This window comes from uncultured Lamprocystis sp. (assembly GCF_903933125.1).
Lineage (GTDB): Bacteria > Pseudomonadota > Gammaproteobacteria > Chromatiales > Chromatiaceae > Thiodictyon.
Genome location: NZ_CAIZIZ010000162.1, coordinates 1 through 19,679, shown reverse-complemented (window position 1 = coordinate 19,679; position 19,679 = coordinate 1). Strand labels below are relative to the sequence as shown.

Sequence of the window (19,679 nt, the reverse complement as noted above, 5' to 3'; positions counted from 1 at the left end):
CGTCAACCAGGCACGTCGACGATGATTTGTTCCGCCGTGGCGCGCGCCTGCTGATCGAGCGCGATCAGGGCCTCGAGTCCCAGACCCTCGACCGACTGCATGGCGGTCGATTGCAGTGTCTCCGCAACCACGCGGGCGATCCCCGGAAAATCGACCCGACCGTCGAGAAAGGCGGCCACCGCCACCTCATTGGCCGCGTTGAGCACCAGCGGAGCGGAACCGCCGGCCCGCGCGGCTTCGAATGCAAGTTGCAGGCAAGGGAAACGCGCCGGATCCGGCGCCTGAAAGTCGAGACGGCCCACGGCAACCAGATCCAATGGGGCAACTCCGGAGTCGAACCGCTCCGGCCAGGCCAGGGCATGGGCAATGGGCGTGCGCATGTCGGGGTTGCCCAGTTCGGCCAGGACGGACCCATCTTTGTACTGGACCAGCGAGTGAATCGTACTCTGCGGATGCACCACCACCGTGATGCGCTCCGGACCCGTCCCGAACAGCCAGCACGCCTCGATGACCTCCAACCCCTTGTTCATCAGCGTCGCCGAGTCCACTGAAATCTTCTGCCCCATACTCCAGACCGGATGGGCACAGGCTTGCGCCGGCGTGACCGTAGCCAGCCGGTCCGTTGGCCAGTCGCGGAATGGACCGCCCGATGCGGTCAGCAGGATCTGTTCCACACCCACCTTGGCCAAGCCGGCACGAAACCCGCCGGGCAGGCACTGGAAGATCGCATTGTGTTCGCTGTCGATGGGCAGCAGTTCCGCCCCGGCGTCGGCCACCGCGTCCATAAACAGGGCGCCGGCCATGACCAGGGATTCTTTGTTCGCCAGCAGCACCCGCTTACCCGCACGAGCCGCCGCCAGACTCGGCCGCAAACCGGCGGCACCGACGATGGCCGCCATCACATACCCGGCCTCCGGCAGGACCGCGACCTGCTCCAACCCATCGACCCCGGAAAGAATCTCGGGGGCGCCGGCCATGCCGCCGAGCAGCGACGCCAGCCGACGGGCCGCCTCGGGGTCGGCCATGGCGGCAACCTGCGGCCGATAGCGGCGACATTGGTCGGCCAGCCGCTCCACATTACGATGTGCGGTCAATGCGACCACCCGGAAGCGCTCGGGGTGGCGTGCCAACACATCAAGCGTACTCAGACCGATGGAACCAGTAGAACCGAGAACAGCGACGCCAATCATGGGTGCACCCAGCCTAAATATGAGATGCCAAGCGTGAACACGGGTGCCGCCGCGGTCAAGCTATCGATGCGGTCGAGCATACCCCCATGCCCCGGGAGCAGTTGACCTGAGTCTTTCACGCCGCGGCGGCGTTTGAGCAGGCTCTCGTAAAGATCGCCCACAATGGAAATCGCCACTGTTATTGCGCACAAAACAGCGCACAACAGGATCTCCGGAACACTGACGGAGAACAGGAAGCTCAGGATGAGACCGCCCAGGACGGCGCTCACCAGGGCACCATAAACACCCGCCAGGGTCTTGCCCGGACTCAACACCGGGGCGAGTTTCGCCCGCCCCCAGCGTCGACCCACGAAATAAGCAGCCGAGTCCGCAATCCAGACCAGCAGGAACAGGAACAGCACGAGTAACGGCCCCGTCGCTGCGCTGGCCCGCAATTGGACCAGAGCCCCCCAGGGCGCACTCAGTACCAGCAGCCCGGCCAACGCGGCAGCGACATCCGGACCCGATCGCGGATCGATCCGGCGTATCCGCGTCAGGATCACGACCTGAATCACCCACCAGCCAACACCGAGGCCAATGATCCACGGACGCCAGTCCGGCGCAAACCAGAGCCCACCGATGATGACGGCCACCAGGCCGAGATACCCGCCGCGCGCCGTCCGTGTTTCGAGACCGACAAGCCCACCCCATTCCCAGGCGCCGACCAGGACGACCAGAGCGAGAAAGACGGCAAACCCGGATGGCGGCAGCCACAACACGGCGCCGATCACCACAGGCCCCAGGATCACCGCCGTCCAGGTCCGCTGACGCAGTGAGCTGCCGCCACGCAACTGGCTAATGCCGATCATCGCCGCCTCCCCCGGCTTGCGCCGTGACCTGCTCTCCGGTCAAACCGAAACGACGCTGACGATGGGCGAAATCATCCAGCGCCTGGCCATAGGCCGCAGCACCGAATTCCGGCCACAGGATATCGGTAAAATACAGCTCGGCATAGGCCGATTGCCACAGGATGAAGTTACTCAGCCGCTTCTCGCCGCCGGTGCGGATGAAGAGGTCAGGATCCGGCAAGTCCGCGAACGACAAGCGTGCAGCCACGGCTCGCTCATCGATCGCGGCGGGATCGAGGCGCTCCGCCAGCACATCGGCGACGATGCGCCGGGCCGCCTGCGTGATATCCCAGCGACCGCCATAGTTGGCCGCCACCAGGAGGTTCAATTTGACATTGTTTGCGGTGAGGTCTTCCACGTCGGCAATCCGCCGCTGAAGTTTCTCGCTGAAGGCCAGCCGCTCCCCGATGACACGCAGCCGCACGCCATTTTCATTCAAGCGTCGCACTTCGCCGCGCAGGGTACTCAGGAACAGGTCCATCAGGAGGCTGACCTCGGCGGGCGGCCGGCGCCAGTTTTCACTGCTGAAAGCGAACAGGGTCAGGGTCCCGACGCCCCGCTGCACGCTCTCTTCCACCACCGCGCGCACGCTCTTCACACCCTCCCGGTGACCCCAGGTGCGGGCACGGTTGCGCTGATTGGCCCAACGTCCGTTACCGTCCATGATGATGGCGACGTGTTTGGGAACGCGCCGCTGATCCTCTTGTACCCCGTTTGCAGGGGATTCCGTATCCACGTCTTCTTTGCTTCGGCTGCGCGTAGCGGTCCTCAGATCGACATCAGGTCTTCTTCCTTGGCCGCCAAGGCCAAGTCCACATCTTTGACGTACTGATCAGTCAATTTCTGGACGGCCTCGGCACCGCGCCGCTCGTCGTCCTCGGAAATCATCTTCTCTTTCACCATGTCCTTGAGTTCGGCATTGGCATCACGGCGGATGTTGCGCATCGCGACCCGCGCCTGCTCCGCCTCATGGCGCGCCACCTTGATCAGATCACGGCGACGCTCCTCGGTCAGGGCCGGCATCGGCACCCGGATCACGGTCCCCGCGGTATTCGGGTTGAGACCCAGATCGGACTGCATGATGGCCTTCTCGACCGCCTGGACCATCCCTTTTTCCCAGGGCGTGACTGCCAGGGTGCGGGCATCCTCGGCGATGACATTGGCCACCTGCCGGATCGGCATCTCGGAGCCGTAGTAGGACACCATCACGTGATCCAGCAGCGATGGATGGGCTCGCCCGGTGCGGATCTTCGCCAGCTCGTGGCCCAGCGCCTCGACGCTCTTGCTCATCCGCAGCGCCACATCTTTCTTGATGTCATTGATCATAGTCACTCACCACTTGCCACCAGGGTGCCCACATCTTCGCCGCGCAGCAAGCGCAGCAGGGCACCTGGTTCGTTGATATTCATCACACGCAGCGGCATGCCATGGTCCCGGCACAACACGATGGCCGTGGTGTCCATGACCTGTAACCCCTCGCGCAGGGCACGATCGTAACTGATCCGGGGGTAAAAGGTCGCATCCGGGTCGCGCACCGGGTCGGCGGAATAGACCCCGGCGACCTTGGTGGCCTTGATCAGCAGATCGGCACCGATTTCGATGGCCCGCAAACTGGCCGCGGAATCCGTGGTGAACAACGGATTCCCGGTCCCCGCGGCGAAGAGCACGACCTGCCCCTGTTCCAGCGCGGCCACCGCACGCTGCCGGGAATACCCTTCACACACCTGATCGATCCGCAATGCCGACAGGACCTGCGTCCGCACCCCAAGGCGTTCGAGCTGATCCTGCATGGCCAGCGCGTTCATCACGGTCGCCAGCATTCCCATCTGATCACCGGTGACACGATTCAGTCCCTTGGAGGCCAGACCGGCACCGCGGAAAATATTCCCGCCGCCGAGCACCAAGGCCAGTTGAACCCCGGCCGCCGCCAGATCCTTCACGTCGGACGCGAACCGCTCCAAAATGGCCGGGTCGATGCTCTCATGGCCGCTTCCCATCAGCGCCTCGCCGCTGAGCTTCAACAGGATGCGCCGACAGGGCGGAGCGGTCATCAGATGTCTCCTCTTTCGCGGTACGAGTAGCAAGCGACCGACCACCATGGCCTTCGCCTATTGCGCAACGGGCACCCGGCGAGCACGCCGTCGCGATGCCGGCCCCCGGCGCCCCCGGCCGGGGACGCGGCAGACCCGCCGACCTCAGTCCTTCTGAAGCGCCATGACCTCTTCGGCGAAGTTCTCGGTTCGCTTCTCAATGCCCTCGCCGACCTCAACGCGGGCGAAACGCCGAATCTGAGCGCCCGCCTGCTTCACCAGCTTCTCCACGCTCAGGTCCGGATCCTTGACGAAGGGCTGGCCGAGCAGCGTGACCTCTTCCATGAATTTGCGCACGCGACCCTCGATCATCTTATCGACGATGTTGGCCGGTTTACCACTCTCCAGCGCCTGAGCGCGGAAAATCTCGCGCTCTTTCTCCAGTGTCTCCGGTGCCACCTCGTCAGCACTCAGGCAGAGCGGATTACTGGCCGCCACGTGCATCGCGATGTCGTGCCCGAGGGTCTCGTCGCCACCAACCAGCTCGACCACCACGCCGATGCGCAACCCGTGGCGGTAACTGTAGAGCGTTCCTTCTGCCCCATCGAACCGCACCAGCCGACGCACCTGAACATTCTCGCCGATCTTGGTGATCAGCGCCTCACGGGCGCCGTTGACCGTGACCCCGGGCTCACCCGCAAGCGGCAACTCCGCCAGGGCCGCGGCATCCGGGGCAGCGCTGTCCAGGGCGGTCTTGGCGACCGCCGCGGCAAACTGGCCAAAACTGGCGTCCTTGGCCACGAAATCGGTCTCGCAGTTGATCTCCACGAGGACGCCATGCCGACCGTCCGCGGCGATCTCGATCACGACCGCGCCTTCGGCGGCGATGCGCCCGGATTTCTTGGCGGCCTTGGCTTGGCCGGACTTACGCATGGCCTCGATGGCAGCCTCGATGTCCCCACCGGCCTCCACCAAGGCATTCTTACATTCCATCATCCCGGCGCCGGTGCGCTCACGGAGTTCTTTCACGGTTGCCGCTGAGATCGCCATGCCAAATACCCTCGATACGACTGTACCACCCGGCCATCGCTGACATCGCTGACATCGATTGCGGGCAGCACATTGAAATGAATGCCCGTGCGGGAAAGCTCCCCCCAGGGGGCGCCCGCCGCGGGCCGTGCGTGATTTGCCGGGGCGCGGCAGAACCCGGCGCCCCATTCGATTGCTTACCGGACCGGCCTAATCCCGAGGCGCGGTGTCGACAAACTCGGACTCACGGCCCGAGACCATGCCGGCCGCGGTGTCGCGCCCGTCGAGGACGGCATCGGCGGCGCCGGCGATATACAACCGCACGGCCCGAATGGCGTCATCGTTGCCGGGGATCACGTAGTCCACCCGGCTGGGGTCGTTGTTGGTGTCGACCACGCCGATCACCGGGATACCGAGCTTGTTGGCCTCGGTCACGGCATTTTTCTCGTGGCCCACGTCGATCACGAACATCGCATCGGGCAATCCATCCATGTCCTTGATTCCGCCCAGGCTCTGCTCCAGCTTGTCGCGTTCACGGGCCAGGTCCAGGGCCTCCTTCTTGTTGAATCGCTCGCTGCCGCCGGTCTCGAACATCACCTCCAGGTCCTTCAGCCGCTTGATCGACTGGCGGATGGTCTTGAAGTTGGTCAGCATCCCGCCGAGCCAGCGATGGTTGACAAACGGCATGTTACAACGCAGTGCCTCCTCGCGGATGGCGTCCCGCGCGGCCCGCTTGGTCCCGACAAACAAAATTTTGCCGCCGTTGGACGCGAGTGTCCCGACGAAGTTCATCGCATCCTGAAAGAGCGGCACCGTCTTTTCCAGGTTGATGATGTGAATCTTATTACGGTGGCCGAAGATGAAGGCACCCATCTTGGGGTTCCAGTAGCGGGTCTGGTGGCCGAAATGGACACCGGCCTCCAACATCTGGCGCATGGATACGTCGCTCACGGTCGATTCCTCAGGTGTAGTGGGTTGAGCCTCCACGCGTCCCATGCGGCAACCCCCCAGTCAACGCCTGGACGGGCACCCGGCAGCATGTGACGACGCGTGTGCGGAAAAAGATCCGGCCGACCGAAATCGGCCTACTCACGCAAGACGGGACCCGGAACACGGGTCTCTCATAAAAACTATCGACCCTCAAAGCGAAAAATCAGGAGTTTTCGCTTGGTTAGGGCCGGTCCGCCCTCAATCTTCCGGACGGACGCACTGTCGTTTGCGACAGCGCGCCGCGTTTTATACCATAGGGGTTAAGCCTCGGCAATCGTAGCGACGGCTGACCTTCGGTTTTTTCAAAAGAATTCAGGTTTCGTGTGGACGCATCCAACCGCCCGATGAGTGTGCAGATCAAAACTCCCGAGGCCATCGAGCGCATGCGGGTCGCCGGGCGACTCGCTGCCGATGTACTTGATATGATTGCTGATACAGTGCAGCCTGGCATCACCACGGAGGAGTTGGATCGGATCTGCCATGACTACATGATGCGGATTCAGGGCACCATCCCCGCGCCCCTCAACTATCGGGGATTTCCCAAGTCGATCTGCACCTCGGTCAATCACCAAGTCTGCCACGGCATCCCGAGCAACAAGCGCCTGAAAAAAGGCGACATCATCAACATTGACATCACCGTGATCAAGGACGGGTATCACGGCGATACCAGCATGATGTTCTTCGTCGGCGAGCCCTCGGTGTTGGCCAGGCGACTGGTCACCGTCACCCGGCAGGCGCTCTTCCGCGGGATCGGCGCGGTTCGCCCCGGCGCCACGCTCGGCGATATCGGTCACGCTGTTCAGCAGTTCGTCGAGTCCCAGGGCTACGCGGTGGTCCGCGAGTATTGCGGACACGGGATCGGACGCGAGTTCCACGAGGATCCCCAAGTCCTGCACTACGGTAAACCCGGCGAAGGACTGGTGCTGCGCCCGGGGATGTGCTTCACCATCGAACCCATGGTGAACGCCGGCAAACGCTTCATCAAACTGCTCCCGGACGGCTGGACCGTGGTGACCAAAGACCGCAGCCTGTCGGCCCAGTGGGAGCACACGCTGCTGGTCACCGAGGATGGGTGCGAGGTGCTGACCCTGCGGGCGGCAGAACGCGACGCGGTCGCGCTCCCATGAGCGCGGCCGAGCGAGCCCAGGCGCTGCCGGTGTCGCCCGCCGCCGCGCGCGCGGCCCCGACCAGTACGCGGGAGCTGATCCCCGTCTATCGTCAACGGTTGCGCGCCGGTCGGGATATCCTGTTTCAACAGTTTGACCAGGGCGTCCCCGTCGCGAGCCTGGTACTGGCCCTGAGCCAGCTCACCGACGAGGTGCTGCGCGAGGTCTGGCATCATCACGTCGGCGACAGCGCCGGGGTCGCCCTGGCCGCGGTCGGCGGCTACGGGCGGCAAGAACTGCACCCGGCCTCGGACCTCGACATCCTCATCCTGGTCGAACCGCAGACCGCGGCCACGCTGTTCGACGCCTTGGAACAGTTGGTGACGTTTTTGTGGGACATCGGCCTCGAGGTTGGCCACAGTGTACGAAACGTGACCGAATGCGAGAGCGAAGCCCAGAACGACGTCACCGTGATCACCAACCTGCTGGAGGCCCGACTGCTGGTCGGTGACGAGGGCCTGTTCCAGCGGATGCGCGCGGCCACCGGCCCCGACCGGCTGTGGACCAGCCAGGCGTTCTTCACCGCCAAGACCGCCGAGCAGCAGGCGCGCTGGCACAAGTACGGCGATACCGCCTACAACCTCGAACCCAATATCAAAGAGAACCCCGGCGGGCTGCGCGACATCCAGATGATCGGCTGGGTCGCCAAGCGGCACTTCGCCGCCTCCACCCTGCACGAACTGGTGATCCAGGGCTTCCTCACCGAGCCCGAGTATTTGGCCCTGATCGAAGGGCAGAATCACCTGTGGCGTATCCGTTTCGCACTGCACCGGCTCACCGGGCGGCGCGAGGACCGACTCCTGTTCGACTACCAGCGGACCCTGGCGCAACAATTCGGCTTCTGCGACGGCGCGCACAACCTTGGCGTCGAGCAGTTCATGCAGCAATACTACCGGACGGTGCAGGATCTCAACCGCCTGAACGAGATGCTCCTGCAACTGTTCCGAGAGGCCATTCTGCTGCATGACGACATCGGCCCCCCGGTGCCGGTCAACAAGCGGTTTCAGTCACGCAGCGGCTTTTTGGAAGTCAGTTCACCCACCGTCTTTCAACGCTACCCGGTCGCGCTCCTCGAGGTGTTTCACATTCTCCAGACCCGCCCGGAGCTTCAAGGCGTGCGTGCCAGCACCATCCGCGCCATCCGCGAGAACCGTCACCGCATTGATGACAGCTTCCGCGCCGATCTGCGGGCACGCAGTCTGTTCATGGAGATCCTGCGCGAGCCCCGCGGCCTCACCCACGCCCTGCGGCGGATGAACCGCTACGGCGTACTCGCCGCCTACATCCCGGCCTTCGCCAATATCGTCGGGCGCATGCAGTACGACCTCTTCCATGTGTACACCGTCGACGAGCACACCCTCACCTTGCTGCGCAACCTGCGCCGCTTCACCATCGCCAAGCACGACGAGGAATTTCCGCTGTGCAGCGCGGTGACGCTGCGCATCCCCAAGATGGAAATTCTGTACCTAGCCGGTCTCTTTCACGACATCGCGAAAGGCCGCGGCGGCGATCACTCCCTGTTGGGTGCCCGCGACGCCAAGGATTTCTGCCAGTTGCACGGATTGTCCGAATTCGACAGCCGGCTGGTGGCCTGGCTGGTCGAGAAACACCTGCTGATGTCCATGACCGCGCAGCGCAAAGACATCAGCGACCCCGACGTGGTTCAGACCTTCGCCGAACTGGTCGGGGAAACCACCCGCCTGGATTACCTCTACCTGCTGACGGTCGCGGACGCCCGCGCCACCGACCCGGCACGCTGGAACGGCTGGATGGACGCCCTGTTGCGCGAACTCTATCACGCCACCCGGCGCGCCCTGCTGCGCGGTCTGGAGCACCCGCAGGCCCAAGACCAACTGATCGAGCAGAAACAAACCGAGGCCAAGCGGTTAGTCCAGCGCTACGGCGGCAACCCGAACGCCTGTACCGCACTGTGGATCAAGTTCAGCCTGGATTTCTTCCTGCACAACTCACCGGATGAGATCGCCTGGCAGACCCGCCAGATCCTGGACACCGACCCAAGCGAACTGCCGCTGGTCGTGATCCGCCCGGTGACCGCCCGCGGCGGCACCGAGATCTTCATCTACACCCCGGATCGCGCCAACCTGTTCGCCCGCACCACCGCGCTGCTCGATCAGATGGGCCTGAGCATCATGGACGCGCGCGTCATGACCACCGACGACCACATGGCGGTCAATACTTATCAGGTGCTGGACCTGGACGGCCACCCGGTCAATGACTCATTGCGCATGGAGGAGATCCGTACCGCGCTGGACGCGGACCTGCGCGCCCACGCCCGCGGCGGCATCCAGGTGGCACGCAGCCTGCCGCGCCGCCACCGCCATTTCCCGATCGAGACGCGGGTCACCTTCTCCGCCGATGAGGCCAATCACCGCACCGTGATGCGTCTCGCCACCTTGGATCGACCCGGCCTCCTGGCCGAAGTGGGTGAGGTGTTCCAAAGCTGCGGTGTGCGATTGCACAACGCCAAGATCGCCACCGTCGGCGCCGAGGTTGACGACGTGTTCTTCATTACCACCGCGGACGACGCCCCCATTACCTGCACCACGGCGCTCGCCTGTCTGCGTCGCGAGATCCACGATCGGCTCGAAGGTCATGCCAAACCTTGAACCACGCCAACTGTTGCCCCGACCCGCACACCGCGGCGACCGTCGGCACGCACGGCCCGGCACCGCGCTGATCATCCTGATGCTGCTGGCAACGCCGCTCACCCAGGCCGGCATCACGCTCACCGCCGACCCAAGCGCGCACGCACGGCTGTCGGCTCCGGCCTCGCAAGTCACCATTGCACAAACTGCCGTCGGCGAACTGCCGACCCCCTGGCTCGACGAGGTGCGCACCCAACGTCAAGCCGCCGAGGCACGGCGTCAAGCCAACCGCGAGTCCTTCGAGGCCAGGCGCCGGGCGAAGAACCCCTGGGGCGCGGCCCACCACGAGGCTTGGGAAGAGAACGTCCAGCGCCGCCGCGAGGCACGCAAACAGCGCCTCGAACAGGACCGGGACTATTTTCGAGGGATGGGCCCAACCCTTGCCGACCCTTGGGCGGAGCCCTGGAATGACGTGCCGCCCAATGCCGCGGACACGGCTCCTCTCGGCGACCCATTCCGGGCGGCCGACCTCAACCGCGGGGGACTGCCCTTAGTCCCCGGTACCGCGGACCTGGACGCGCCGCCGCCCCGCACCCGGAGCTACGCGCCCCAAGACTGGAACAACCTCTGGTATTTCCGGGGCTACTAAACCGCGTCCAGCGCGAAATGCGTAATTTTCATGGATGCCTATCGACTTTCGATGAACTCTAGCGCATTGCCGTCCGGATCGCGGCAAAACAGCGCCCGCCGACCGGAGCGGCTCATGGTCGATGGGACCCCGGCGGCCGCGAGCCGGGCCAGCAGGGGGTCCAGGTCCGCGACCATCAGGGCGACATGACGATCACGCCCGCCATGGGCGGGCCGCCCCGCGACCGGATCGGGATTGGGCAGTTCAAGCAGATGGATCTGACATCTGCCAACCTGGAGCCAGGCCCCTGGGAAGCCCAGCTCCGGACGCGCCGGGTCGACACTGAGACCCAGCAGGTCACGGTAAAAGGCCAATGAGCGGGCGGTGTTGGCGACCAGCAGACTGGCGTGGTGCAGATCGAAGATGAGCGGCATCGGTCCTCCGCGGCATAGAGCCGGTATCAGGCTTGGCCTATACTAGCGCCTTTTCGTTGCACCGCAGCCGCCGCCTTCCGCGCCGCTGCGTCATGCGGACCGGTACCCAAGTTGAAAAATCCTGCTGTTCCCGGCGTTATCGCGGTGTGGCGCGACCCTCAGGCGCGGCCATGCGCCATCCCTGGCGATACGCTGCCGGTGCCGGCCCCATGAACCCCGGTATCGCCCAACTCCAGCCTTACCCGTTTGAGAAACTGGCCGCGCTCAAGGCCGGTTGCGAGCCGCCGCGCGCGCTGGAGCCGATCGCGCTCTACATCGGCGAGCCGCGCCACTCGACCCCCTCGCTGATCACCGAGGCGCTGATCGCGCATCTGCACGGCCTGGCCCTCTACCCGAGCACGCGCGGCCTGCCGGCCCTGCGTCACGCCATCGCCGACTGGCTCACCCGACGCTTCGCGCTCCCCGTGGGGTCGCTGGACCCGGAGCGCCAGATTCTGCCGGTCAACGGCACTCGCGAGGCCCTGTTCGCCATCGCCCAGGCCGTGGTCGATCCCAGCCGCGCACCCTTGGTGCTGATGCCCAACCCCTTCTATCAGATCTACGAGGGCGCGGCCCTGCTCGCGGGGGCGCAGCCGCACTTCCTGCCCTGTCTGCCCGAGAACGGGTTTTTTCCGGACTTCGCGGCGGTGGACGCCGCCACCTGGGACCGCTGCCAGATGCTCTATCTGTGCTCCCCGGCCAACCCGAGCGGTGCCGTGCTCGATCTCGACAGCTTAAGCCGCCTGATCGAACTGGCCCAGGCCCATGATTTCGTCATCGCCTCGGACGAGTGCTATTCCGAACTCTACCTGGACGAGTCGGCCCCCCCGCCGGGCCTGCTGCAGGCCGCGGCGGCCATGGGCAATACGCAATTCACCGGCTGCATCTGCTTTCACAGTCTGTCGAAGCGCTCCAACGCGCCGGGGCTGCGCTCCGGCTTCGTCGCCGGGGATGCGCGCTTGATCGAGCAGTTCTACGCTTACCGGACCTACCACGGCTGCGCCATGCCGCTGCCGACCCAACATGCGAGTCGCGCCGCCTGGTCGGACGAGGCCCATGTGCGCGCCAACCGCGCGCTGTATCGGGAGAAGTTCGCCGCGGTTATCGAAGTCCTGGCCCCGGTCCTGCCGGTCGCGGCTCCGGCCGCCGGCTTTTATCTGTGGCCGCGGACGCCGATTCCGGACACCGACTTCGTGCGCCGATTGTTCGCGGAGCAGAACGTCACGCTGCTGCCGGGGAGTTTCCTGTCCCGCCCGCATCATGGGCAGGACCCGGGCGCCAACCATGTGCGCATCGCCCTGGTTCCGCCCCTGGATGAGTGCGTGGAGGCCGCCTGGCGGATCCGCCGCTTCGTCGAGGGGCTATGAGTCGGCTGCGAGGCTGATGGTGGATGCGCTGCGCTTATCCACCCTACAACAGCGGCTGCACCGTAGGGTGGATAAGGCGCGCCGCCGGGTGTCAGGGACCCGGCACGGCGGTCGGGCGCGCCGCATCCACCAGGGCTCGCACGATGCCGCCCAAATTTGGCATTGCTGCTCAAAGCCGACAGCTGAAATCATCCTGTAAGATGAAGCCGTCACTTTTTTCTTCCCACATTTGATCTGCCGGAGCCACTATGAGCGACAACCAATCCATCATCGTCGAGGCCTTTGAACACCGTGCGGAGATCACCCCCCGCAATGTCGAGACCCATGTCCGGGACGCCGTGCTGGAGGTGATCGGGCATCTGGACCGCGGCGAACTGCGGGTCGCCGAGCCGCGCGACGGGGGCTGGGTGGTCAACGAGTGGATCAAGAAGGCCGTGCTGCTGTCCTTCCGCATCGAGGACAACTGGTTCATCAAGGGCGGCTTCACCAACTACTACGACAAGGTGGCGTCCAAGTATGCCGACATGAACTCGCGCGAGTTCCGCGAGACCGGCGTGCGCGTGGTGCCGCCGGCCACCGCCCGCCGTGGTGCCTACATCGCCCCCTCCTGTGTCCTCATGCCCTCCTATGTCAACATCGGCGCCTATGTGGACACCGGCACCATGGTGGACACCTGGGCCACGGTCGGCTCCTGCGCCCAGATCGGCAAGAACGTGCACCTCTCGGGCGGCGTGGGAATCGGCGGCGTGCTGGAACCAGTCCAGGCGGCACCAACCATCATCGAGGACAACTGCTTCATCGGTGCCCGTTCGGAGATCGTCGAGGGCGTTATCGTCGGCGCCGGCGCGGTGGTCTCAATGGGGGTCTACATCGGCCAGAGCACCAAGATCTACAACCGCGAGACCGGCGAAATCCTCTACGGACGCATCCCGCCGGGGTCCGTGGTCGTCCCCGGCAACCTGCCGGCCAAGGACGGCACGCACAGCCTCTACTGCGCCGTCATCATCAAGCAGGTGGATGAGCAGACGCGGAGCAAGGTGGGGATCAATGAGTTGTTGCGGGACATCTGAGCGGCCGGCGGTCAGTCAATGATCACCCTCTACGGCATCACCAACTGCGATACCATCAAGCGGGCGCGCCGCTGGCTGGCGCTGCACGGCGTCGACTACCGCTTTCATGACTATCGCAAGGATGGGCTCAGCGAAGCGCAGTTGCGCGCCTGGGTGGACGAGTTGGGCTGGGACGCCCTGCTCAATCGCCGCGGCACGACCTGGCGCACGCTGCCGGACGCGGCGCGGGAGGGGATCGACCAGGAGTCCGCGATCCGCATCATGCTGGAGCACCCGTCCAGCATTCGCCGACCCCTGCTCGACACCGGGGAAACCCGCGCGCTGGGGTTCTCCGAGTCCACCTATACGGAGCTGCTGGGCTGATGTCCGACACCCTCGACTTGGCCCGTGCACTGATCCGCCGGGCATCGGTAACCCCCGTCGACGCGGGTTGCCAGGATCTGATGGCCGAACGCCTGGCCGCGGTCGGCTTCCGGATCGAACCCATGCCGTGCGGCGAGGTGACCAATCTGTGGGCGCGCCGCGGCCAGTCCGGTCCGCTGTTCTGCTTCGCCGGCCACACCGATGTGGTCCCGCCCGGACCGCGCGCCGACTGGGCCAGCGACCCCTTCGATCCGCAGATCCGCGATGGGATGCTCTACGGCCGGGGGGCCGCCGACATGAAGGGCTCGCTGGCCGCCATGGTCACCGCCGCCGAGCACTTCGTCGCCGCCCACCCGGACCATGCCGGCTCCATCGCCTTCCTGATCACCAGCGACGAGGAGGGCATCGCCACCGAGGGGACCGTCAAGGTCGTGGAAACCCTGGCGGCACGCGGCGAGCAGATCGACTATTGCCTGGTGGGCGAGCCCTCCAGCCTGGAGCAACTCGGGGACTGTCTCAAGGTCGGGCGGCGCGGCAGCCTGACCGGGCTCTTGACGGTGCACGGCAAGCAGGGCCATGTGGCCTACCCGCAGCGTGCCAACAACCCCTTCCACGCCGCTGTCGGCGCCCTCGCCGCCCTGTGCGCCGAGGTCTGGGACCAGGGCAACGCGCACTTTCCGCCGACCAGTTTCCAGATCGCCAATCTGAACATGGGCACCGGAGCCGACAACGTGATCCCCGGCCGGCTCACCGCCCAGTTCAACCTGCGCTTCTCCACCGAACTGACAGCCGACCTGATCGAGACGCGGGTGCGCCGCCTGCTCGACGCCGGCGGCTTTACTTATGATCTGACCTGGCGCCTCTCGGGCAACCCCTTCCTCACCCCGGCCGGCGAACTGGTCGCCGCCACCGGCGCGGCGATCACCGCGGTCACCGGGATGGAGGCCCAGCCGTCCACCACCGGCGGCACCTCCGACGGACGTTTCATCGCCCCCACCGGCGCCCAGGTCGTGGAGTTCGGCCCGCGCAATGCCACCATCCACCAGGTGGATGAATGCGTCAGCGTCGCTGACCTGGACCAACTGTCCGTCATCTACCAGCGCATCCTTGAACGACTGCTCGGGCGGCCTTGATCATCGTTGCGGCCGGCCATGCGCAGTTGGAGTCCAAGGCTTCAGCCTTGGACTCCAGCCGGCCGACGCCATGACCAAGGCCCGGTGAACCATGAAGAACCTTCCCCAATGATCATGATCCGGCCGGGTACCGACGCCGACCGCCCGCAGATCCTCGAGCGGATCGCCGAAGTCTTCGGCCGCGCGCACGCGCAGCGCGCCGAGCACCTGTGGGACTGGCAATGGCACCAGAACCCACGGCTGCCGACGCCGGGTTACCGCGGGGTGGTCGCCGACTGGCAGGGTCAGATCATCGGCACCCTGAGCACCACACCCGCCGGACTCCATCTCGGCGGCGCGCCGGTGACCGCGCACTGGTGCTTCGACATGCTGGTCCACTGGGGTCTGATGCGCCAGGCACTCAGGGAGCACCGGCGCAGCGCGTCGGCCGACGCCCCCGACCTGTCACGCGGCATCGCGGCCGCCCTGCTGGACCACCCCGCGGCTGGTCCGATCCAACTCGCCAAGCACATTTCCGACCCCATGATGGCCATCATCGAGCGGATTGGATTCACGGCCTTGGGCGAGAGCGGGTCATTGCACCGCCGGGTATCGCTCAAACATACCCTGGGGCGGACGCTCGGACCGCGCCTGGGCGGCCTGATCGGCAGCCTGGCTGACCTGGCGCTGCCGCGCGACGCCAAGCCCCGACTCCCGGTCGAGGTTCTGCCGGGCGCATTCGACACGCGTTTCGATCACCTCTGGGATACCGTGCACCCGCGCTACCCGGCCATCTGTCGGCGCGACGCCCAAACCCTCAACTGGCGTTACCGCCGACATCCCGATGGCGACCAATACCAAGTCCTGATCACCGGCGATGGTATGCGATTGCGCGGCTATGCCGTGCTGCTCACCTATACCAAGGGGCAGCGGCGCTGGGCCAAGATCGTCGACCTGCTGACCGCACCGGGGGATCACGAGGCGATTCACGCATTGGCGGCGGGCGCACTATGCGCGCTGCGCACCTGGCGGGCGGAACGGGTCGAGGTCTTCGCCTGCGGCGACGGAATCAAGACGATCTTCCAGTCCATGGGATTTGTCCCGCGGCTCACCAAGTCCGACCGGCCGCAACCGCTCATGGTCCGGGCACTCCCGGCCGCTGCCGCGGGGATCTATGTCACCCAGGGGGATGGGGATGGTGGTTGAGCTTGAAAAGCGCCGTCGTTGTCGTGTAACCGTAATCGAGTTCGGTCGATGATCCCCGCGAGTGCCTTGATCATCGTTCCGGCCGCACGAAAACCGGAGGTCGAGGCTTTACCGTGAAAGTGCGTAGTCAGGCCATCCTGGCCTGGCGGCGTCGGGGCTGGAACAGTCAGGGCTGGAAGCCCTGACGACGCAGCCTCGCACGCCAGCAGTTGCGAGAGTCGTCGAGAGGACTGTCATGTTCCGGGGTGGCGCGGGCACCATGGCCGTTAGCCGGTCGACCCCGCGTCTGGGCGGCCCTCATCCGGCGAAAGCCTCGACCTCCAGTGCGGGACACCCGGATGTCGGCCGGAACAATGATCAAGACCCACTTTCGGGACGTAGGTGACACCTTGACCCCGTTCAATAGCATCTATCAGACCCTCGCGCGCGGCCTTCAGAAGCGCCGCGACGCCCGCGCCGAGCGCACCCATTGGCCCCAATGGTTCCTGCTGCTCGGCGAGCGTGAGCGGTCGCACTGGAGCGCACCCGACCCGGCTGGGCTCAAGCCGCTCTATCCCCCGGTCGATCGCTTCTGGGCCGACCCCTTCGCCTGGTCCGAGGGCGGGCGGCGTTTCATCTACCTGGAAGAGTACCCACTGCACACGGCGCGAGGCCGCATCAGCGCCCTTGAGATCGGCGCGGGCCTCGAACCCCTGGGTCCGGCCGTCCCGGTCATTGATGAGGACCGCCATCTCTCCTATCCCTTTTTATTTCGCTTCGGGGGCGATCTCTATCTGGTCCCCGAAAGCGCGGCCTCCCGCCGCGTCGATCTCTATCGCTGCGACCACTTCCCGTTCGGCTGGACCAGGGTGGGCACCCTGCTCGCGGACATTCAGGCGGCCGATGCCACCCTGTTCGAACATCAGGGCCGTTGGTGGCTGTTCTGCTCGGCCCGGCAGGGCAAGGCGCGGTTCAACAATTCGTTGTTCGCCTTTCATGCCGACTCACCCCTCAGCGACCGCTGGACGGCCCATCCAGGCAACCCGCTGGTGCTCGACTACGCGGGCGCGCGGCCCGGTGGCCGCGTCTTCGTCGACGATCAGGGCCGTCTGCTGCGCCCGGTGCAGCACTCGGTTCCGCGCTATGGTTACGGACTCGGCCTCAACGAAGTGCTGGAACTGACGCCCGAGCGGTTCCGCGAGCGGTCGATCTGGCAAGCTACGGGTGAGGCGGCCGGCGGCTGGCGCGCCATGCATCACCTTGACTGGCATCAGGGGCTGATGGTCATGGACGCGCAACGCCTGATCCCGCGGCCGGCGCCGGGGACGCTGACGACGCAGGGCACTTTCGGCTGAATGTCTTCCCGATCCATATCCCGCCGCTGCGCGAGCGGCCGGAGGACATCCCGGTGCTGGCCCAACGGTTCCTCAACGCGTCTGCCCGCAAGCTCGGCAAGCCGATCGAAGGCATCGACGCCAGATCCCTCGCCCGGCTCCAGGCCTACGGCTGGCCGGGCAACGTGCACGAGCTTCAAAACCTGATCGAGCGTTCGGCCATTCTAGCGGATCATCCGATCGTGGAGATCGCCGACAGCCTCCTCGGGGCGGCGCGCGCCGAGCCCGCTCGCGCTGCGCGCTGCTCACTCAAGGACGCGGAGCGGGCGCATGGTACGGCGGGTAGTCCAACAACTGGATTAGGTATGGATTTCCTCGGAAATCCCCTAATGCCCCGTACTCTTTAGCCACGCTTTGACCTGTTCGGGATCCAACCCGCGTAAGCGCTCCTCCGGGTCCAACCCGCGTAAACGCTCCGCAGGGTCTAACCTGCGCAAGATCTCCTCAGTGTCCAGCCCACGCAAACGCTCCTCAGTGTCCAGCCCACGCAAACGCTCCTCAGCGCCCAACCCACGCAAACGGTCCGCAACATCCATCCGTTCCAGCAGCGCTTGGCGATCTTCCGGGCTGAGCGCGTGAAAATCGTCGATGAGCATCCGATAGGTTTCAAGTTTGAAGTCGTCGAGCGTATAAGCCATGTCGGGCAGCTCCAGGTGATGGATGTTCGCCAGATGAAAACGCAGTAGGTGTGCCGTCGGGCTGCGTGGTCGATAGTGCGCCAACCCATAGCGGATTCGATCCATCTCGCTGGCGAACAGTTCCCACGGGGCGTTGCGCGGGTGCTCGGCCAAGGCGTTCAGGACGATCAGGCGGATGCGGCGGCTGCCCCAGTCAAGATCATATACGCCAGGCCAGTCGGTGGGGTGATGGGTACCGGGCGGCAGGTGCGCGAACAGCTTGGCGGGATGACGGGTGGCGACCGCGTAGAGGCGAAAGGCCGCCTCCGGCAGCAGCCGCTCGACCGCGGCCGGCGGCGGTTCAACCGGGTCGGCGGGGCGCGCGGTCGCGGGCGCGGCGGCCGCCGCCTGAATGGAGGCGAGTTTGCGATAGGTGACGTAGTGGCCGATCAGTTCTTCCATCGCCCAGCCATCCAGCGCTTCTTGTTTGGATTTATAGCTGAGCACATTGTGGGCGGTGAGGTTCTCCAACCCGTCGGGGAGGTCCGCCAGCGCCGCCGCATCGGTGACCGCCGGGTCGCCGGGCAGCCGTTCGATGATCAGCACATCCAGCCGCTGGCTCTTGAGCGCCAGCTCTTTTTCCAGCTCCACGCGCCACGGCCGGCCGGTGAACAGGTCGGTCAAGGCGATGCCGAAAAGTCGATGCCAGGGGGTGTGATCGCGCATTCACCCAGCATACCGCATCACGCGCAAAAGAAGGGGCACCCACACCACCGACCGTCGAGGATTGCGCCGAACGCGGCGGCGCCGCCCGCTAACCCATCTTTAACATGACCCCATTGATAATCACCCTCAGATAGCATCGAACCATTACAGTCCGAGCGCGTGGGCGGCCGGGTACGGCAGGTCACCCTCCTGAACCTGGGCCGCCAGTTCACGCTGCCCCAGGAGGAGTGGCCGGCACTCTGTGCGCGGCTGGAGGAACTGCGCAGCGGCCAGGGCGCCTTGCTGGCCGGCTCCGAACCCGTCGAACGGGAGGCGCAACGACTGTTCGCCCGGTTGTTGGCGCGCCAGGGCGTGGCCCCACCCCTCGCCGACCGCACCGACGGGGGCGATGTGCAGGCGGTCGACGTTGACTCCCTGGAACTGAGCCGCCCGCGCAGCGTCGGAGTGGAATCGGTGGCGCTGTGGGCGATGGCGGAGGTGCGCTTTGTCGAACGGCTCTAGAACCTGGGACTGAGCGGTCCGCAACGGGCGCTGCTCGTTGGGGGGTGGTTGGACGCATGGCTGCGCCGGGCTCGGAACGGGCGACCCACCGCTGGCTGGGTAAGCGCAGTGCGTTGGGGGAATTGCTGGAGGTCGACTTCGCGACCCTCCCCCTGGCACCGTTCTACCGCGCGGCGGACCTGCTGATGCGCCACCGGGCGGTGATCGAGCAGACGGTCTTTACGCGCGTCAGTGACCTGTTCGGGCTGGACTGGACGGTCACCCTCTATGATCTGACCAACACCCTCTTCGAGTGGGCGGCGGCGGGCAACCCCAAGGCGCAGTGCGGACACTCCAAGGAGAAGC

Annotated in this window: 20 protein-coding genes and 1 pseudogene; 12 read left to right on the top strand and 9 right to left on the bottom strand. The window is 65.5% G+C overall.

The features are described from left to right. Positions 1 to 2: 2 nt before the first annotated feature. The 7 genes from ispC to rpsB form a co-directional block, all read right to left on the bottom strand. Positions 3 to 1,190 (bottom strand): 1-deoxy-D-xylulose-5-phosphate reductoisomerase, encoded by a 1,188-nt coding sequence (gene ispC, locus QZY03_RS07950; RefSeq protein WP_295579895.1) that lies wholly within the window; start codon positions 1,188 to 1,190, stop codon positions 3 to 5. Next, positions 1,187 to 2,038 (bottom strand): phosphatidate cytidylyltransferase, encoded by an 852-nt coding sequence (locus QZY03_RS07945; protein WP_295579893.1) that lies wholly within the window; start codon positions 2,036 to 2,038, stop codon positions 1,187 to 1,189. The genes ispC and QZY03_RS07945 overlap by 4 nt, the downstream gene beginning before the upstream one ends. After that, positions 2,025 to 2,813, bottom strand: a complete 789-nt coding sequence (gene uppS / locus QZY03_RS07940) for a polyprenyl diphosphate synthase (RefSeq protein ID WP_295579891.1) — start codon at positions 2,811 to 2,813, stop codon at positions 2,025 to 2,027. Before uppS ends, QZY03_RS07945 begins: the two co-directional genes overlap by 14 nt. A 32-nt stretch (positions 2,814 to 2,845) precedes the next feature. Continuing rightward, positions 2,846 to 3,403, bottom strand: coding sequence for a ribosome recycling factor (gene frr, locus QZY03_RS07935; protein WP_295579888.1), 558 nt, complete (start codon positions 3,401 to 3,403; stop codon positions 2,846 to 2,848). A gap of 2 nt (positions 3,404 to 3,405) precedes the next feature. Then, complete coding sequence (gene pyrH, locus QZY03_RS07930) at positions 3,406 to 4,128, bottom strand: UMP kinase (protein ID WP_295579887.1); 723 nt, start codon at positions 4,126 to 4,128, stop codon at positions 3,406 to 3,408. A 144-nt stretch (positions 4,129 to 4,272) separates the two neighbouring features. Beyond that, positions 4,273 to 5,157: a translation elongation factor Ts gene (tsf, locus tag QZY03_RS07925; protein WP_295579884.1), complete on the bottom strand. Its 885-nt coding sequence runs from the start codon at positions 5,155 to 5,157 to the stop codon at positions 4,273 to 4,275. Between the two features lie 189 nt (positions 5,158 to 5,346). Further along, positions 5,347 to 6,072, bottom strand: coding sequence for a 30S ribosomal protein S2 (gene rpsB / locus QZY03_RS07920; RefSeq protein WP_020503726.1), 726 nt, complete (start codon positions 6,070 to 6,072; stop codon positions 5,347 to 5,349). A 398-nt stretch (positions 6,073 to 6,470) separates the two neighbouring features. Between rpsB and map the strand changes: the two genes are divergently transcribed. From map to QZY03_RS07905, 3 genes are read left to right on the top strand one after another with little or no spacing between them, the layout of a single operon-like run. Then, on the top strand, positions 6,471 to 7,253 hold the full coding sequence (map, locus tag QZY03_RS07915; RefSeq protein ID WP_295579914.1) for a type I methionyl aminopeptidase: 783 nt from the start codon (positions 6,471 to 6,473) through the stop codon (positions 7,251 to 7,253). Then, positions 7,250 to 9,919, top strand: coding sequence for a [protein-PII] uridylyltransferase (glnD, locus tag QZY03_RS07910; RefSeq protein WP_295579882.1), 2,670 nt, complete (start codon positions 7,250 to 7,252; stop codon positions 9,917 to 9,919). Before map ends, glnD begins: the two co-directional genes overlap by 4 nt. Next, positions 9,906 to 10,547, top strand: coding sequence for a hypothetical protein (locus QZY03_RS07905; protein ID WP_295579880.1), 642 nt, complete (start codon positions 9,906 to 9,908; stop codon positions 10,545 to 10,547). The genes glnD and QZY03_RS07905 overlap by 14 nt, the downstream gene beginning before the upstream one ends. Positions 10,548 to 10,585: 38 nt before the next feature. Here QZY03_RS07905 and QZY03_RS07900 read toward each other — a convergent pair whose 3' ends face one another. Then, entirely contained in the window at positions 10,586 to 10,960 is a 375-nt protein-coding gene (locus tag QZY03_RS07900; RefSeq protein WP_295579878.1) for a VOC family protein, read from the bottom strand. A gap of 209 nt (positions 10,961 to 11,169) precedes the next feature. On the opposite strand from QZY03_RS07900, the gene dapC reads away from it, so the two are divergent. From dapC to QZY03_RS07865, 7 genes are all read left to right on the top strand, one after another. After that, the gene (gene dapC, locus QZY03_RS07895; protein ID WP_295579876.1) at positions 11,170 to 12,366 is read left to right on the top strand and encodes a succinyldiaminopimelate transaminase; all 1,197 of its coding nucleotides are present in this window, start codon (positions 11,170 to 11,172) and stop codon (positions 12,364 to 12,366) included. Positions 12,367 to 12,614: 248 nt separating this feature from the next. Continuing rightward, the gene (dapD, locus tag QZY03_RS07890) at positions 12,615 to 13,436 is read left to right on the top strand and encodes a 2,3,4,5-tetrahydropyridine-2,6-dicarboxylate N-succinyltransferase (protein WP_295579874.1); all 822 of its coding nucleotides are present in this window, start codon (positions 12,615 to 12,617) and stop codon (positions 13,434 to 13,436) included. A gap of 18 nt (positions 13,437 to 13,454) precedes the next feature. Continuing rightward, complete coding sequence (locus tag QZY03_RS07885) at positions 13,455 to 13,799, top strand: ArsC family reductase (protein ID WP_295579872.1); 345 nt, start codon at positions 13,455 to 13,457, stop codon at positions 13,797 to 13,799. Continuing rightward, complete coding sequence (gene dapE / locus QZY03_RS07880) at positions 13,799 to 14,932, top strand: succinyl-diaminopimelate desuccinylase (RefSeq protein WP_295579870.1); 1,134 nt, start codon at positions 13,799 to 13,801, stop codon at positions 14,930 to 14,932. The genes QZY03_RS07885 and dapE overlap by 1 nt, the downstream gene beginning before the upstream one ends. Positions 14,933 to 15,040: 108 nt before the next feature. Then, positions 15,041 to 16,117 carry a hypothetical protein gene (locus tag QZY03_RS07875; protein WP_295579868.1) on the top strand — a complete coding sequence of 359 codons (1,077 nt, stop codon included), beginning with the start codon at positions 15,041 to 15,043 and terminating at the stop codon, positions 16,115 to 16,117. Positions 16,118 to 16,470: 353 nt separating this feature from the next. Continuing rightward, complete coding sequence (locus QZY03_RS07870) at positions 16,471 to 17,451, top strand: hypothetical protein (protein ID WP_295579866.1); 981 nt, start codon at positions 16,471 to 16,473, stop codon at positions 17,449 to 17,451. 53 nt (positions 17,452 to 17,504) lie between these two features. Further along, positions 17,505 to 17,837, top strand: a complete 333-nt coding sequence (locus tag QZY03_RS07865; protein ID WP_295579865.1) for a hypothetical protein — start codon at positions 17,505 to 17,507, stop codon at positions 17,835 to 17,837. Here the strand turns inward: QZY03_RS07865 and QZY03_RS07860 are convergent. Next, positions 17,817 to 18,833, bottom strand: coding sequence for a hypothetical protein (locus QZY03_RS07860; RefSeq protein WP_295579863.1), 1,017 nt, complete (start codon positions 18,831 to 18,833; stop codon positions 17,817 to 17,819). The two genes, QZY03_RS07865 and QZY03_RS07860, sit on opposite strands and share 21 nt — an antisense overlap. Positions 18,834 to 18,992: 159 nt before the next feature. On the opposite strand from QZY03_RS07860, the gene QZY03_RS07855 reads away from it, so the two are divergent. Together QZY03_RS07855 and QZY03_RS07850 are read left to right on the top strand one after the other, a co-directional pair. After that, on the top strand, positions 18,993 to 19,334 hold the full coding sequence (locus tag QZY03_RS07855; RefSeq protein ID WP_295579861.1) for a hypothetical protein: 342 nt from the start codon (positions 18,993 to 18,995) through the stop codon (positions 19,332 to 19,334). A 56-nt stretch (positions 19,335 to 19,390) separates the two neighbouring features. Beyond that, positions 19,391 to 19,679: pseudogene (locus tag QZY03_RS07850) on the top strand (transposase); the annotation flags it as partial.

Excerpts from the sequence above, each read along its gene's own strand:
- ispC (WP_295579895.1), bottom strand. The coding sequence starts at position 1,190 with ATGATTGGCGTCGCTGTTCTCGGTTCTACTGGTTCCATCGGTCTGAGT.
- QZY03_RS07945 (WP_295579893.1), bottom strand. The coding sequence starts at position 2,038 with ATGATCGGCATTAGCCAGTTGCGTGGCGGCAGCTCACTGCGTCAGCGG.
- frr (WP_295579888.1), bottom strand. The coding sequence starts at position 3,403 with ATGATCAATGACATCAAGAAAGATGTGGCGCTGCGGATGAGCAAGAGC.
- pyrH (WP_295579887.1), bottom strand. The coding sequence starts at position 4,128 with ATGACCGCTCCGCCCTGTCGGCGCATCCTGTTGAAGCTCAGCGGCGAG.
- tsf (WP_295579884.1), bottom strand. The coding sequence starts at position 5,157 with ATGGCGATCTCAGCGGCAACCGTGAAAGAACTCCGTGAGCGCACCGGC.
- rpsB (WP_020503726.1), bottom strand. The coding sequence starts at position 6,072 with ATGCGCCAGATGTTGGAGGCCGGTGTCCATTTCGGCCACCAGACCCGC.
- map (WP_295579914.1), top strand. The coding sequence starts at position 6,471 with ATGAGTGTGCAGATCAAAACTCCCGAGGCCATCGAGCGCATGCGGGTC.
- glnD (WP_295579882.1), top strand. The coding sequence starts at position 7,250 with ATGAGCGCGGCCGAGCGAGCCCAGGCGCTGCCGGTGTCGCCCGCCGCC.
- QZY03_RS07905 (WP_295579880.1), top strand. The coding sequence starts at position 9,906 with ATGCCAAACCTTGAACCACGCCAACTGTTGCCCCGACCCGCACACCGC.
- QZY03_RS07900 (WP_295579878.1), bottom strand. The coding sequence starts at position 10,960 with ATGCCGCTCATCTTCGATCTGCACCACGCCAGTCTGCTGGTCGCCAAC.
- dapC (WP_295579876.1), top strand. The coding sequence starts at position 11,170 with ATGAACCCCGGTATCGCCCAACTCCAGCCTTACCCGTTTGAGAAACTG.
- dapD (WP_295579874.1), top strand. The coding sequence starts at position 12,615 with ATGAGCGACAACCAATCCATCATCGTCGAGGCCTTTGAACACCGTGCG.
- QZY03_RS07885 (WP_295579872.1), top strand. The coding sequence starts at position 13,455 with ATGATCACCCTCTACGGCATCACCAACTGCGATACCATCAAGCGGGCG.
- dapE (WP_295579870.1), top strand. The coding sequence starts at position 13,799 with ATGTCCGACACCCTCGACTTGGCCCGTGCACTGATCCGCCGGGCATCG.
- QZY03_RS07875 (WP_295579868.1), top strand. The coding sequence starts at position 15,041 with ATGATCATGATCCGGCCGGGTACCGACGCCGACCGCCCGCAGATCCTC.
- QZY03_RS07870 (WP_295579866.1), top strand. The coding sequence starts at position 16,471 with ATGATCAAGACCCACTTTCGGGACGTAGGTGACACCTTGACCCCGTTC.
- QZY03_RS07860 (WP_295579863.1), bottom strand. The coding sequence starts at position 18,833 with ATGCGCGATCACACCCCCTGGCATCGACTTTTCGGCATCGCCTTGACC.